The sequence below is a fragment of the Cupriavidus sp. DF5525 genome (assembly GCF_040149425.2).
GTDB classification, from domain to species: domain Bacteria; phylum Pseudomonadota; class Gammaproteobacteria; order Burkholderiales; family Burkholderiaceae; genus Cupriavidus; species Cupriavidus pickettii_A.
In genome coordinates this window covers 3,314,497-3,329,572 of record NZ_CP168265.1, presented here as the reverse complement: position 1 = coordinate 3,329,572, position 15,076 = coordinate 3,314,497, and the positions used below count along the sequence as shown (strand labels likewise).

General features: G+C 65.7%; 13 protein-coding genes. All 13 read left to right on the top strand.

The window, feature by feature from the left end; all coding sequences use genetic code 11:
- Positions 1 to 17: 17 nt before the first annotated feature.
- Positions 18 to 1,319, top strand: a complete 1,302-nt coding sequence (gene gltA / locus ABNX08_RS15520) for a citrate synthase (RefSeq protein ID WP_022535984.1) — start codon at positions 18 to 20, stop codon at positions 1,317 to 1,319.
- A gap of 539 nt (positions 1,320 to 1,858) precedes the next feature.
- Positions 1,859 to 2,974, top strand: coding sequence for a branched-chain amino acid ABC transporter substrate-binding protein (locus ABNX08_RS15515; protein ID WP_349604128.1), 1,116 nt, complete (start codon positions 1,859 to 1,861; stop codon positions 2,972 to 2,974).
- Between the two features lie 85 nt (positions 2,975 to 3,059).
- Entirely contained in the window at positions 3,060 to 3,986 is a 927-nt protein-coding gene (gene livH / locus ABNX08_RS15510; protein ID WP_022535982.1) for a high-affinity branched-chain amino acid ABC transporter permease LivH, read from the top strand.
- Between the two features lie 14 nt (positions 3,987 to 4,000).
- Positions 4,001 to 5,281 carry a high-affinity branched-chain amino acid ABC transporter permease LivM gene (locus ABNX08_RS15505; RefSeq protein ID WP_022535981.1) on the top strand — a complete coding sequence of 427 codons (1,281 nt, stop codon included), beginning with the start codon at positions 4,001 to 4,003 and terminating at the stop codon, positions 5,279 to 5,281.
- Positions 5,278 to 6,069, top strand: a complete 792-nt coding sequence (gene livG, locus ABNX08_RS15500) for a high-affinity branched-chain amino acid ABC transporter ATP-binding protein LivG (RefSeq protein ID WP_022535980.1) — start codon at positions 5,278 to 5,280, stop codon at positions 6,067 to 6,069. The genes ABNX08_RS15505 and livG overlap by 4 nt, the downstream gene beginning before the upstream one ends.
- Positions 6,069 to 6,770, top strand: a complete 702-nt coding sequence (locus tag ABNX08_RS15495; protein ID WP_022535979.1) for an ABC transporter ATP-binding protein — start codon at positions 6,069 to 6,071, stop codon at positions 6,768 to 6,770. The genes livG and ABNX08_RS15495 overlap by 1 nt, the downstream gene beginning before the upstream one ends.
- A gap of 337 nt (positions 6,771 to 7,107) precedes the next feature.
- A complete protein-coding gene (gene leuC / locus ABNX08_RS15490; protein ID WP_022535978.1) occupies positions 7,108 to 8,517 on the top strand; it encodes a 3-isopropylmalate dehydratase large subunit in 1,410 nt (469 codons plus the stop codon).
- A 15-nt stretch (positions 8,518 to 8,532) separates the two neighbouring features.
- Positions 8,533 to 8,664, top strand: a complete 132-nt coding sequence (locus tag ABNX08_RS15485) for an entericidin A/B family lipoprotein (RefSeq protein WP_022535977.1) — start codon at positions 8,533 to 8,535, stop codon at positions 8,662 to 8,664.
- Between the two features lie 11 nt (positions 8,665 to 8,675).
- Positions 8,676 to 9,326 (top strand): 3-isopropylmalate dehydratase small subunit, encoded by a 651-nt coding sequence (gene leuD / locus ABNX08_RS15480; RefSeq protein WP_349604132.1) that lies wholly within the window; start codon positions 8,676 to 8,678, stop codon positions 9,324 to 9,326.
- Positions 9,327 to 9,357: 31 nt separating this feature from the next.
- Positions 9,358 to 10,425, top strand: a complete 1,068-nt coding sequence (gene leuB / locus ABNX08_RS15475; protein WP_022535975.1) for a 3-isopropylmalate dehydrogenase — start codon at positions 9,358 to 9,360, stop codon at positions 10,423 to 10,425.
- 99 nt (positions 10,426 to 10,524) lie between these two features.
- Complete coding sequence (locus ABNX08_RS15470; protein ID WP_013957414.1) at positions 10,525 to 10,656, top strand: hypothetical protein; 132 nt, start codon at positions 10,525 to 10,527, stop codon at positions 10,654 to 10,656.
- Between the two features lie 90 nt (positions 10,657 to 10,746).
- The gene (asd, locus tag ABNX08_RS15465; RefSeq protein WP_022535974.1) at positions 10,747 to 11,883 is read left to right on the top strand and encodes an aspartate-semialdehyde dehydrogenase; all 1,137 of its coding nucleotides are present in this window, start codon (positions 10,747 to 10,749) and stop codon (positions 11,881 to 11,883) included.
- Positions 11,884 to 12,160: 277 nt separating this feature from the next.
- Positions 12,161 to 14,992 (top strand): FimV/HubP family polar landmark protein, encoded by a 2,832-nt coding sequence (locus ABNX08_RS15460; protein WP_349604136.1) that lies wholly within the window; start codon positions 12,161 to 12,163, stop codon positions 14,990 to 14,992.
- Positions 14,993 to 15,076: the final 84 nt, after the last annotated feature.

Here is a 15,076-nt window from a genome sequence, read left to right as displayed (position 1 = left end):
CATTTGAAGGATCCGACATGACGCCGTCCGATGTGAAAGCCACGCTATCGTTCTCCGATGGTTCCCCCAGCGTTGAGCTGCCGATTTATACGGGCACCGTTGGCCCGGACGTGATCGACATTCGCAAGCTGTACGGACAAACGGGTAAGTTCACTTACGACCCCGGTTTCATGTCGACGGCTTCGTGCAATTCCAAGATCACCTATATCGACGGCGACAAGGGCGAGCTGCTGTACCGCGGCTACCCGATCGAGCAGCTGGCGCAGAAGTGCAACCACCTCGAAGTCTGCTACCTGCTGCTCAAGGGCGAGCTGCCCAACGCCAAGCAGAAGGATGAATTCGTCGGCCACGTGATGAACCACACGATGGTCCACGAGCAGCTGCAGTTCTTCATGCGCGGCTTCCGCCGCGATGCCCACCCGATGGCCGTGCTGACCGGCCTGGTGGGTGCCATGAGCGCGTTCTACCACGACGCGATGGACATCGACGATCCGCACCAGCGCGAGATCTCGGCCATCCGCCTGATCGCCAAGATGCCGACCCTGGTCGCGATGGCGTACAAGTACAACATCGGTCAGCCGTACATCTACCCGCAGAACGACCTGTCCTACTCGGGCAACCTCATGCGCATGATGTTCGGCACGCCGTGCGCCCCGTACACCGTGAACCCGGTGCTGGAGCGTGCGCTGGACCGCATCTTCATCCTGCACGCCGACCACGAGCAGAACGCGTCGACCTCGACCGTGCGCCTGGCCGGTTCGTCGGGCACCAACCCGTTCGCAGCCATCGCCGCCGGCGTGGCCTGCCTGTGGGGCCCGGCTCACGGCGGCGCCAACGAAGCCGCGCTGAAGATGCTGGAAGAGATCGGCAGCGTCGACAACATCAACGAGTTCATCAAGCAGGTCAAGGACAAGAACTCGGGCGTGCGCCTGATGGGCTTTGGCCACCGGGTGTACAAGAACTACGATCCGCGCGCCAAGCTGATGCGCGAAACCTGCCATGAAGTGCTGGAAGAGCTGGGTCTGCACAACGACCCGCTGTTCAAGCTGGCCATGGAACTGGAAAAGATCGCGCTGGAAGACGAGTACTTCGTCAGCCGCAAGCTGTACCCGAACGTCGACTTCTACTCGGGCATCGTCCAGCGCGCGCTGGGCATCCCGACCTCGCTGTTCACCTGCATCTTCGCGCTGGCCCGTACACCGGGCTGGATCTCGCAGTGGGAAGAAATGATCACCGATCCGGAATACAAGATCGGTCGTCCGCGCCAGCTGTTCAACGGCGCCGCCACCCGCGACGTGCCGGACGTGGCCAAGCGCTAAGCGGAAGGTATCCGTCCTCGCTGCGCAGTGCAGCAATTGCAAACGCCCCGGCCCGCCGGGGCGTTTGTCTTTGTGGCGCCGGCGGGCCTTGTGCGGTGCAGCGCTGGCAAGGGCAGAAAATTGCACCTCGAATGGTCTGAGGCGCAATTTGTGGAAAATTGTGTCGCGTTTTCCCAAATCCATTCCGCATTTGTTGTGCGATTCTCGCGTGCAGTAGGAAATTTGACCCTATAATGCGGGCTGCTTTGTCGACGGCAGCCGGGCCACCCTTCCGGCATGCGGTGCGGCAAGCGGGGCAGGCGAATCGCTTGCGCAATAGAGAACGCATCAACGTTGTCTTTCCGAACCTTGGTCCCCGTACCTCAGCGGGACTGACACATGCCGGGCCCCGCATACGCTGTCTCTTCTTTGCAGGCCCGTCTTCCGCGTCTCGGGCCGCTTTTCTGCCAGTCCGTCTCTGTAGTCCGCGGGTGTTGTTCGATTGCGCAGGTCATACCGTTTCTGCCCGTATGACCCAAACATAAATCGAGGAGCTCCTGATGACGCTGTCCCGTCTTACGTCCGTCTCGCTGGCCGCCATGCTGGCCACCTTTGGCGCCGCTGCCAACGCCGAAACCGTGAAGATCGCCATTGCCGGCCCGATGAGCGGCTCGGTGGCGCAGTATGGCGACATGGTCAAGGCCGGTGCGCTGACCGCGATCGAACAGATCAATGCTGCCGGCGGCGCCGGCGGCAACAAGTTCGAAGTGGTGATGATGGACGACGCCTGCGAACCCAAGCAGGCCGTTGCGGTGGCCAACAAGATCGTCAGCCAGAACATCAAATATGTGATCGGCCATGTGTGCTCGGGCTCGACCATCCCGGCTTCGGACATCTATGAGAACGAAGGCATCGTGATGGTGACGCCGTCGGCCACGGCGCCGCAGCTGACCGAGACCAAGAAGCGCAAGTTCATCTTCCGCACCATCGGCCGCGACGACCAGCAGGGTCCGGCTGCCGCTCAGTACATCATCAACAAGATCAAGCCGAAGAAGGTCGCCGTGCTGCACGACAAGCAGTCGTACGGCCAGGGTATCGCCAGCTCGGTGAAGAAGGACCTGGAAGCCGCCAAGATCCCGGTCGCCGTGTTCGAAGGCATCAACGCCGGCGATTCGGACTACTCCGCCGTCATCACCAAGCTCAAGTCGCAGGGCGTGGACTTTGTCTACTTCGGCGGCTACCACCCGGAAATGGGGCTGCTGCTGCGCCAGGCGCGCGAGCAGGGCGTCAAGGCCACCTTCATGGGCCCCGAAGGCGTGGGCAACAAGGACGTAACGGCGATTGCCGGCCCGTCGTCGGAAGGCATGCTGGTGACGCTGCCGGCCGACTTCTCGGCCGACCCGGCCAACGCCGCGCTGGTCAAGGCCTTCGCCGACAAGAAGCGTGACGCCAACGGTCCGTTCCAGATGCCGGCCTACGCCGCCGTCAAGATCATCGGCGACGCCATCGCCGGGGCCAAGAGCACCGACCCGACCAAGGTCGCGGCGTACATGCACAAGAACGCCTTCACCACCCCGATCGGCAAGGTCGAGTACGACGACAAGGGCGACCTGAAGTCCTTCAAGTTTGTGGTCTACACCTGGCACAAGGACGCCAGCAAGACCGCCGCCAACTAAGCAGGCGCTTCCCCCCGCACACGCCCCGCCCGTACCCCGGGCGGGGCGTTCTGGTATCGGGCTTCAAGGTCCTGAGGCTTCTTCCATGAATGAATTCCTTCCACAGTTCACCCAGCAGCTGGTCAACGGCCTGACGCTGGGTGCGATCTATGCGCTGATCGCCATCGGCTACACAATGGTCTACGGCATCATCGGCATGATCAATTTCGCGCACGGCGAGATTTACATGATCGGTGCCTACGTCGGCCTGGTCACGCTCACCGCGATCGGCGTCCAGGCAGGCTACCCCCTGCCGCTGGTGCTGGGCGCCGCATTACTGGTCTCGGTGCTGGTCACCGGAGTTTACGGTTATGCGGTCGAGCGGGTGGCATACCGGCCCCTGCGCGGCGGACCGCGGCTGGTGCCGCTGATCTCCGCCATCGGTATGTCGATCTTCCTGCAGAACTATGTCCAGATCGGGCAGGGCGCGCGCGACGTGTCCGTGCCGGTGCTGATCTCGGGCGCGATCGAGTTCCAGATGGGCGGCGACTTCACCGTGACGGTGCCGTATTCGCGCCTGCTGATCGTGTGCGTGACGCTGGTGCTGATGATCGCACTGACCATGTTCATCGGCCGTTCGCGCATGGGCCGCGCCTGCCGCGCCTGCGCCGAAGACATGCGCATGGCCAACCTGCTCGGCATCGACACCAACAAGGTGATCTCGTTCACCTTCGTGCTGGGTGCGATGCTGGCGGCGGTCGGCGGCGTGCTGATCGGGCTGACTATTGGCAAGCTCAATCCTTTCATCGGCTTCATTGCCGGCATCAAGGCCTTCACCGCGGCGGTGCTGGGCGGCATCGGCAGCATCCCGGGCGCGATGCTCGGCGGCGTGCTGCTGGGCCTGGCGGAAACCTTCGCCTCGGGCTACATGCCGGCCGAATACAAGGACGTGGTCGCGTTCAGCCTGCTGGTGCTGGTGCTGCTGTTCCGTCCGACCGGGCTGCTGGGCAAGCCTGATGTCGAAAAGGTCTGAGGGAGGGCGAGACAATGACCAACAAAATTAGCGCGATGCCTGCGGGGCAAGCCGCCCGCGCGGCCGCGCCCGGGCAATCGCTGAAGAACGCGATCTTCGCGGCCGTGATGACGGCCATCCTGACGATTCCTATCCTGGGCCTGCAGCTCAAGCTGGAAGGCTACAAGGTGGTGCTCGAGCCGCACTGGCGGCCGGTGTGGATCGCCGTGGCGGCGGTGTTCCTGTTCCAGTTGTTCAAGCCGCTGCTGTCGCGTGCCGGCAGCGCCGTGCGCCTGCCGTCGGTGCCGCAGCTCGGCGCGCGCCAGCAGCGCGTGGCGGTGTGGGTGCTGCTCGCGGTCGGGCTGGTATGGCCGTTCTTCGGCTCGCGCGGCGCGGTGGACGTGGCCACGTTGGCGCTGATCTACGTGATCCTGGGGCTGGGCCTGAATATCGTGGTGGGCTATGCCGGCCTGCTCGACCTGGGCTATGTCGGCTTCTACGCGATCGGCGGCTATACCTATGCGCTGCTGAACCAGTACTTCGGGCTGGGCTTCTGGGAATGCCTGCCGATCGCCGCGGCGATGTCGGCAACCTTCGGCTTTGTGCTCGGCTTCCCGGTGTTGCGGTTGCGCGGCGACTATCTGGCGATCGTGACGCTGGGCTTTGGCGAGATCATCCGCCTGCTGGCCAACAACCTGACCAGCCTGACCGGCGGCCCGGATGGCGTCTCTGGCATCCCGAAGCCGACTGTGTTCGGCATCGAGATGGCGCGCAGCGCAAGCGTGGAGGGCGCCAAGACTTTCCATGACCTGATCGGCCTGGACTACAGCGGCCAGCATATGGTGATCTTCCTGTACCTGCTGGCGTTGCTGCTGGTGGGCTTCACGCTGTTCGTCACCAGCCGGCTGATCCGCATGCCGATGGGCCGCGCCTGGGAAGCGCTGCGCGACGACGAGATCGCGTGCCGCTCGCTGGGCCTGAACCCGACCCGCATCAAGCTGTCGGCGTTCACGCTGGGCGCATCGTTCGCCGGCATCGGCGGCGCGTTCTTCGCGGCGCGCCAGGGGCTGGTCAACCCGGAATCGTTCACCTTCATCGAGTCGGCGCTGATCCTCGCCGTGGTGGTGCTGGGCGGCATGGGCTCGCAGCTGGGCGTGATCCTGGCCGCGATCCTGCTGACCGTGCTGCCCGAAGTGGCGCGCGGCTTTGCCGAATATCGCATGCTGATCTTCGGCCTGGTGATGGTGCTGATGATGATGTGGCGTCCGCAGGGCCTGTTGCCCGCGAGCCGTCCCCACGTGGAGTTGCCGCGATGACGAGTGTGCAAAAAGCGGTGCAACAGGCAGAACTGCTCAGAGTCTCGGGCCTGCAGATGCGCTTCGGTGGTTTGCTGGCCGTCGACGGCGTTGAATTCGATGTGCGCAGCGACGAGGTCTTCGCCATCATCGGCCCGAACGGCGCCGGCAAGACCACGGTGTTCAACTGCGTGGGCGGCTTCTACAAGCCCACCGCGGGCGAGGTGACGCTTGACGGCCACGCCATTGCCGGCCTGCCCAGCCACCAGGTGGCGCGCAAGGGCCTGGTGCGGACCTTCCAGAACATCCGCCTGTTCAAGTCGCTGACGGTGGTGGAAAACCTGCTGGTGGCGCAGCACCTGCAGGTGCAGTCTGGCATCCTGCGCGGGCTGTTCGCCACGCCGGCCTACCGCCGCGCCGAGCGAGAGGCGCTGGAGCGCGCCGCGGTGTGGCTCGAGCGCATGGGCCTGACCAAGGTCGCCAACCGCGAGGCGGGCACGCTGTCGTACGGGCACCAGCGCCGGCTCGAAATCGCGCGCTGCATGATCACCAGGCCGCGCCTGCTGATGCTGGACGAGCCCGCCGCCGGCCTGAACCCGCAGGAGAAGATCGAGCTGCAGCAGCTGATCGACCAGTTGCGGCGCGAGTTCGGCATCTCGGTATTGCTGATCGAGCACGACATGAGCCTGGTGATGGGTGTGTCCGACCGCATCCTGGTGATGGAGCATGGCAAGCCGATCGTGATCGGCAAGCCGGAAGCAGTGCGCAACGACCCGCGCGTGATCAAGGCCTACCTGGGAGAGGACTGATGCTGAAGCTGGAACAGGTCCATACCCACTATGGCGCCGTCGAGGCGCTGTCGGGCGTGTCGATCGAAATCAACAAGGGGGAGATCGTCACCCTGATCGGCAGCAACGGCGCCGGCAAGACGACGCTGATGATGACCGTGTGCGGCACGCCGCGCGCTTCCAGCGGGCGCGTGCTGTTCGAGGGGCAGGACATCACCAACCGCTCGACGCACGAGATCATGCGGCTGGGCATGGCGATCTCGCCCGAGGGCCGGCGTGTGTTCCCGAGCCTGACGGTGCTGGAAAACCTGAAGATGGGCGCGTTCTTCCTCAAGCGCGACGAGATCGAGGCGGGCATCGAGCACGTGTTCAAGCTGTTCCCGCGCCTGAACCAGCGCTCGGGGCAGCGCGCCGGCACCATGTCGGGCGGCGAGCAGCAGATGCTGGCGATCGGCCGCGCGCTGATGAGCCGGCCGCGCCTGCTGCTGCTGGACGAGCCCACCCTCGGCCTGGCGCCGCTGATCATCGCGCAGATCTTCGACATCATCCGCACCATTCGTGACGAAGGCGTCACCGTGTTCCTGGTCGAGCAGAATGCCAACAAGGCACTGCAGGTCGCGGACCGGGGTTATGTGCTGGAAACCGGCAAGGTGGTGCTGGCCGATACCGGCGCCAACCTGCTGGCCAACGACCGGATCAAGGCGGCCTACCTGGGCGGCTGATCCCAAAAGGCCGTCGTCCTGCCTCGGGCAGGGCGGCGGCCTCCTCCTTTTCGTCAACGACGAAATCCCCCTTTCGCCAATCACATTACATTCCAGCCGCCGCCCGGGCCGGGCAGTGGACTGATCGCCATACCCCCTGTGGCATAATCGATTGCGAAGTCAAGCATCGCAGTAACGCTTGAAATAACGCTCGCTTCTGGCAGCTTCCGGCGCGATCATCGCCATCGTCGCCCACCGCTCGCCACCGCGACCAAAGCGAACAGAAACCCCTGCAAACTACTGCGCGGTCACCGCGGACCTCCTGCAAAGGACCGGTCCTCCGGCCCGCCATCGCATCATGGCCAAGACGCTCTACGACAAACTCTGGGATGACCACACCGTCCACGTCGAGGAAGACGGCACCACGCTGCTCTACATCGACCGTCACCTGCTGCATGAAGTGACCAGCCCGCAGGCGTTCGAAGGCCTGAAAATCGCGCAGCGTCCGGTGTGGCGTATCAGCGCGAACCTGGCCGTGTCGGACCACAACGTGCCGACCACCGACCGCAGCCAGGGCATCGCCGACCCGGTGTCGAAGCTGCAGGTCGATACGCTGGACGCCAACTGCGACAGCTACGGCATCACCCAGTTCAAGATGAACGATCACCGCCAGGGCATCGTGCACGTGATCGGGCCGGAGCAGGGCGCCACGCTGCCGGGCATGACGGTGGTGTGCGGCGACTCGCATACCAGCACGCACGGTGCCTTTGGCGCGCTGGCGCACGGCATCGGCACCTCGGAAGTCGAGCACGTGCTGGCCACGCAGACGCTGCTGGGCAAGAAGGCCAAGAACATGCTGGTCAAGGTGGAAGGGAAGCTGCCGCGCGGCTGCACCGCGAAGGACATCGTGCTGGCCGTGATCGGCAAGATCGGCACCGCCGGCGGCACCGGCTTCACCATCGAGTTTGCCGGCTCGGCCATCCGCGACCTGACCATGGAAGGCCGCATGACGGTCTGCAACATGGCCATCGAGGCGGGCGCGCGCGCCGGCCTGGTGGCGGTGGACGACGTCACGCTGGAATACGTCAAGGGCCGCCCCTATGCGCCGCAGGGCGTGGAGTGGGAGCAGGCCGTTACCTACTGGCGCACCCTGCATTCGGACGCCGGCGCCCATTTCGACCAGGTGATCGAGCTGCGTGCCGAAGACGTCCGCCCGCAGGTGACCTGGGGCACGTCGCCGGAAATGGTGATCAGCATCGAAGACCGCGTGCCGGATCCGGAGAAGGAAAAGGACCCGAGCAAGCGCAACGCGATGGAGCGCGCACTGGAATACATGGGCCTGCAGCCCAATGTGCCGGTCGAGAGCATCAATATCGACAAGGTTTTCATTGGCTCGTGCACCAACAGCCGCATCGAAGACATGCGCGCCGCCGCCTGGGTGGTGCAGAAGCTGGGCCGCAAGGTTGCTGCCAACGTGAAGCTGGCGATGGTGGTGCCGGGTTCGGGCCTGGTCAAGGAACAGGCCGAGCGCGAAGGCCTGGACAAGATCTTCAAGGCCGCCGGTTTTGAATGGCGCGAGCCGGGCTGCTCGATGTGCCTGGCCATGAACGCCGACCGCCTCGATCCGGGCGAGCGTTGCGCGTCGACCTCGAACCGCAATTTCGAAGGCCGCCAGGGCGCGGGCGGGCGCACCCACCTGGTGAGCCCCGCGATGGCAGCGGCTGCCGCCATCGAAGGCCATTTTGTCGATATCCGCAAGCTGGGCTGAAGTGGAGCACGGCATATGAAAAGGACCCTGATCGCATTGCTGGCATGCCTTGGCATGCTGCAGCTTGCCGGCTGCAATACCATGGCCGGCCTGGGCAAGGACACGCAGGCCGCCGGCAGCTCGCTCGAGCGCGCGGCGAAGAAGTAAGGAAAGAGAACATGGACAAGTTCACCGTACACAGCGGCCTCGTGGCGCCGCTTGACCGCGAGAACGTCGATACCGACGCCATCATCCCGAAGCAGTTCCTGAAGTCGATCAAGCGCACCGGCTTCGGCCCCAACCTGTTCGACGAGTGGCGCTACAAGGACGTCGGCCAGCCCGGCATGGACAACAGCAAGCGTCCGCTGAACCCGGACTTCGTGCTGAACCAGCCGCGCTACCAGGGCGCGTCGATCCTGCTGGCGCGCCGCAACTTCGGCTGCGGCAGCTCGCGCGAGCACGCACCGTGGGCGCTGACGCAATACGGCTTCCGCGCCGTGATCGCGCCCAGCTTTGCCGACATCTTCTTCAACAACTGCTACAAGAACGGCCTGTTGCCGGTGGCGCTGACCGAACTCCAGGTCGACCACCTGTTCAACGAGACCAATGCGTTCAACGGCTACAAGCTGACCATCGACCTCGAAAAGCAGGTCGTGGTGACGCCGGGCGGCGAGTCGTATTCGTTCGACATTGCGCCGTTCCGCAAGTACTGCATGCTCAACGGCTTCGACGACATCGGCCTGACCCTACGTCATGCCGACAAGATCAAGGCCTACGAGGCCGAGCGCGTGGCCAAGATGCCGTGGCTGAACAACCGCCTGGTCGGCTGAGCCCGTACCGCCATAACAAGGAAGACACAGCATGAAAATCGCAGTCCTGCCGGGTGACGGCATTGGTCCCGAAATCGTCGCGGAGGCCGTCAAGGTCCTGAACGCGCTCGACGAGAAGTTCGAACTGGAAACCGCCCCGGTGGGCGGCGCCGGCTACGAGGCCGAAGGCCACCCGCTGCCGGAGAACACGCTGAAGCTGGCCAAGGAAGCCGACGCCATCCTGTTCGGCGCCGTGGGCGACTGGAAGTACGACAGCCTGGAGCGCGCGCTGCGCCCCGAGCAGGCCATCCTGGGCCTGCGCAAGCACCTGCAGCTGTTCGCCAACTTCCGCCCGGCGATCTGCTACCCGGAACTGACCGGTGCCTCGAGCCTGAAGCCCGAGCTGGTGGCGGGCCTGGACATCCTGATCGTGCGCGAACTGAACGGCGACATCTACTTCGGCCAGCCGCGCGGCGTGCGCGAAGCGCCGGACGGGCTGTTCAAGGGCGCGCGCGAAGGCTTCGACACCATGCGCTACAGCGAGCCGGAAATCCGCCGTATCGCCCATGTGGCGTTCCAGGCCGCGGCCAAGCGCGGCAAGAAGCTGTGCAGCGTCGACAAGGCCAACGTGCTCGAGACCTTCCAGTTCTGGAAGGACATCGTGATCGAGGTCAGCAAGGAGTACCCGGAGGTCGAGCTGTCGCACATGTACGTCGACAACGCGGCCATGCAGCTGGTCAAGGCGCCGAAGAGCTTCGACGTGATCGTCACCGGCAATATGTTCGGCGACATCCTGTCGGACGAGGCCGCCATGCTGACCGGCTCGATCGGCATGCTGCCGTCGGCGTCGCTGGATGCCAACAACAAGGGCCTGTACGAGCCGTCGCACGGCTCGGCGCCGGATATCGCCGGCAAGGGCGTGGCCAATCCGCTGGCCACCATCCTGTCGGCGGCGATGATGCTGCGCTACTCGCTGAACAAGGCCGATCAGGCCGATCGCATCGAGAACGCGGTCAAGAAGGTGCTGGCCCAGGGCTACCGCACCGGCGACATCCTGACGCCCGGCTGCAAGCAGGTTGGCACCCGCGAAATGGGCGAAGCGGTGCTGGCGGCACTGTAAGTCACACGTAAAAGGGCACCGCAATCGCGGTGCCCTTGGTTTTATTTGTCCCCGATTTCCACGCTGCGGCGGCGCCGCAAAATCGTGTAGACTCTGCCGATGGCCCGATTTTCCCAGTCCACCCTGACTGCTGTTGCTGCCCTGACCGCTACCCGCGGCCCGGTCGGCACGATTTCGCTCGGCCAGACTGCAACGACGATTAAAACCATTATTAAAACCGCGATCGCCTAGATCCGTTCGTCGTGCCTGCCCGTCTTCCCCGCGCAGCCACGCCGGGCGAGGAAAATGGCGGGGAAGTAAAAATCACATCCGAGGTAAATCATGATTGTAGGTCTCGTCGGTTGGCGGGGAATGGTCGGTAGCGTCCTGATGCAGCGCATGCAGGAAGAGCGTGATTTCGACCATATCGAGCCCGTCTTCTTCAGCACGTCCAACGCCGGCGGCAAGGCGCCCGCCATGGCCAAGAACGAAACCACGCTCAAGGATGCCAACGACATCGAGGCACTGAAGAAGTGCGACGTGGTGCTGACCGCGCAGGGCGGCGACTACACCAACGAGGTCTTCCCCAAGCTGCGCGCAGCCGGCTGGAAGGGCTACTGGATCGACGCGGCGTCCTCGCTGCGCATGAAGGACGATGCCATCATCGTGCTGGATCCGGTCAACCAGGGTGTGATCAAGGACGCGCTGTCCAAGGGCGTCAAGAACTTCATCGGCGGCAACTGCACGGTCAGCTGCATGCTGATGGGCCTGGGCGGCCTGTTCCAGGCCGACCTGATCGAGTGGATGACCTCGATGACGTACCAGGCAGCCTCGGGCGGCGGCGCGCAGCATATGCGCGAGCTGCTGACCCAGTTCGGCACGCTGAACGCATCGGTCAAGCCGCTGCTGGACAACCCGGCCTCGGCCATCCTGGAAATCGACCGCACCATCCTGGCGACCCAGCACGGCCTGTCCGCCGAAGAAACCAAGCAGTTCGGCGTGCCGCTGGCCGGCAACCTGATCCCCTGGATCGACAAGGATCTGGGCAACGGCCAGTCCAAGGAAGAATGGAAGGGCGGCGCCGAGACCAACAAGATCCTGGGCCGCGGCGAAGGCTTCCTGGGTGCGACCGGCGCCACGCCGATCGCCGTGGACGGCCTGTGTGTGCGCATCGGCGCGATGCGCTGCCACTCGCAGGCGCTGACCATCAAGCTGCGCAAGGATGTGCCGCTGGATGAGATCGAAGGCATGCTGGCCGCCCATAACCCGTGGGCCAAGGTGGTGCCGAATACGCGCGAGGCCAGCATGACCGACCTGACCCCGGCTGCCGTGACCGGCACGCTGACGATCCCAGTCGGCCGCCTGCGCAAGATGCAGATGGGCGGCGAGTACCTGTCTGCCTTCACGGTCGGCGACCAGCTGCTGTGGGGCGCGGCCGAGCCGCTGCGCCGCATGCTGCGTATCCTGATCGAGTCCTGATCTTCGCTTGCCTGGTTGCGTCCGTTGCGGCCAGGCAACAGAATGGACCGCTTTACCGACAACGCCGCGCCCATGCGCGGCGTTGTTGTATCCGGGCGCCTATTTTTCCGGGCGATGCGTCACAATACGCCGGCATGCGCCCGGGCCCGCAGGGGTCAGCGCCTGTGTGTGGGCTGGTCAAGGGGTGCGTATAGAATGTCCCGCCAGCCTGCCGGACCTGGTTTATGGGGTCGGTCTGTCGATTTAATATCGCTACTAAAACATAACGGAGCATAAGGTGAGTGTGAGCCAACATCGCCGGAAAGATGCGCCTACTGCCCGTCAGCGCTGGTCAACGCTGGCCGTCACGGCACTGGGCCTGCTGCTTGCGCAGCCGGCCGCATATGCCGCGGGGTTCGGGCAATTGCGGGTTCAGTCGAATCTGGGGCAGCCGCTGCAGGCTGAGATCGACATCAGTGGGGTCACTGCCGAAGAGGCCAGCGGGCTCAGCGTCAAGCTGGCGCCACCGTCGGCCTACGCCGCGGCCGGGCTGACCTATATGCCGGCCGTCAGCAGCATGAAGCTGGACATCGAGCGCCGGCCCAACGGCAGCTACGTGGCGCGGGTCAGGTCGAGCCAGCCGATCAGCGAGCCGTTCGTCGATATCCTGATCGACATGAGCTGGGCCAGCGGCAAGGTCTCGCGCGCCTACACCTTCCTGCTTGACCCCGCCGGGGCCAAGCCCTCCAACCAGACATTCTCGCCTTCGGCGGTGGTGCCGGCCGCGACGCCAGATGCGTCGCCCGCCGCCACGCCGCAGGCTGCGGCGCCTGCCGCGCCGCAGCCGGAAGCCGCACCCGCTGCGGCCGAGGCGCCTCGTCCTGCCGCGCCCGCGCGCCCGGCCCGCCAGAGCGCGAAGCGCGCCCCGGCGCCGGCTGCCAGCACCGAGATGGCCCCCGGCGGCGGCTACACCGTGCAGCGCGGCGACACGCTCTACGCCATCGCCGGCGAAGCCGTACAGGGCCAGGAGTCGGTGTCGCTCGACCAGATGCTGGTCGCGCTCTATCGCAACAATCCCAACGCCTTTATCGGCGGCAATATGAACCGGCTGCGCAGCGGCGCGGTGCTGCAGGTGCCGACCGCGCAACAGGCGCAATCGGTCACGCCCAAGGCCGCCCGCCGCGAGGTGGTGGCGCGCACGCAGGGCTTTGATGCCTACCGCAGCCGCCTCGCCAGCGCGGCGGCAGCCAAGTCGGTCGAGCCCGACAGCGGCCGCCAGCAGTCCGGCAACGTGACCGCCCGCGTGCAGGAGCAGGCCGCACCGGCCGCCGCGCGCGACGAGCTCAAGCTGAGCAAGGCCGAGCGCGCCGGGCAAGCCGACGCGGCGACCAAGGCCGAGGCCGCCATCGCGCGCGAGCGCCAGTTGAAGGAGGCCGAAACGCGCCTGGCGCAGCTGGAAAAGAACATCGGCGACATGCAGAAGCTGCTCGAGCTGAAGAACGCCGAGATCGCCAAGCTGAGCCAGGCCAACCAGGCCGCGCTGGCCGAGAAGGACAAGGCGGTCGCCAAGGCCGACGCCGCGGCCAGGACAGCCGAAGCGACGGCGCCGGCCGTGGTGGTCGCCCAGCCGCCGAAGGCGGATGCTGCGGCCGCACCGACGACGCCCGCGACGGCCACCAGCGCTGCAGCACCGACAACTGCCGGCGCCAGTGCCGCCGACGCCGCAGCACCTGCTGCCGTGGTGGCTGCCACTGCCGCGGCTGCCGCAGCTTCAGCGCCGGCCGCTGCCCCGGCCGGGACTACGCAGGCGGCTGCGCCCGCCTCGGCCCCGGCCGCCAAGCCGGTACCGCCGGTGGTTGCCCAGCCGCAACCGGTGCCCGAGCCTTCGTTCCTCGACGGCCTGCTCGCCAACCCGATGCTGCTGCCCGGCGGCGGCCTGCTGGTGGCGCTGCTCGGTGTCTATGCGATCTATCGCCGCCGCCAGCAGCAGAAGGCAGGCGAGGCCACCGGCTTCGGCGACAGCATCCTGTCGCAGGAAAGCACCGTGATGGCCGGCGCCAATTCGCTGTTCGGCGCGGCCGGCGGGCAGAGCGTCGATACCTCGCAGCACAGCGTGTTCGGCGCGGACTTCCGCATCGGCAACAACACGCCGGAAGCCAACGAGGTCGACCCGATCGCCGAGGCCGAGGTCTATATCGCCTATGGGCGCGATGTGCAGGCAGAGGAAATCCTGCGCGAAGCCCTGGAGAAAAACCCGGAGCAGCAGGCGGTGCGGCTCAAGCTCCTGGAGATTTACAGCAACAGACAGGATGTGGAAGGTTTCCGCGTGATTGCAGAAGAAATGTTCGCCCAGACCGGCGGACACGGTGCGGAATGGCTGAAGGCAGCAGAAATGGGGCGCGCGCTCGAACCGGGCAATGCGCTTTACCTGGCGGTAACCGCCGACGCCGCAGGCCCGGATACGGCCTCGCCGGCAACGGACCAGTGGCGCACCCAGGATCCTTCGCACGACCCGGCCTCGATCCCGAGGCTCGAGCCCTCGCTGGGCGACCTGGCGCTGCCGCTCGATGCCTTCCCGGCACCGGCGGCCGGCGATCCCATCGTCGCCCCGGCTTCCGCCGCGATGGTGTTCGGCGCTGACGCGGACCAGACCGAGACGGCGCTGCGCCTGGACGCCGGCCTGGACCTGCCGGCAAGCGGCGCCGACCCGCTGGCGGACGACGTACCGAGCCTGGACACGCCGACCCGCGGCCGCCCGCTGGAGTTCGACTTGTCGGGCCTGTCGTTTGACCTGGGTGGCGGCACGCAGCAAGACGCCCGTGGCAAGGATGTTCTCGACGAGGCGACCATGCCGCTGCCGGCGACCACCATGCTGCGCGACGGCAAGCTGGCCGAGCCGATCGACCTGTCACGCGTCTCCGCCGAAACAGGCGGCGGCGTTTCGCCCAGCACGCTGTCTTCCGATGGCGTGGACGGCGGGCGCGACATGCAGATCAAGCTCGACCTGGCCCGCGCCTATATCGAGATCGGCGACAAGGAAGGGGCCCGCGAGCTGCTGCAGGAAGTGGTCGAGCAGTCGCAGGATCCGCTGCAGGCCGAGGCTCGTTCGCTGCTCCTCGAAGTGGCCTGAGCTATCATTGACGGTCCGGCCGCGGCACGCGCTGCCGCGGCACGAAGCGATGCGCCGGAAGCGTCCCTTCCGGCGCATTTGCTT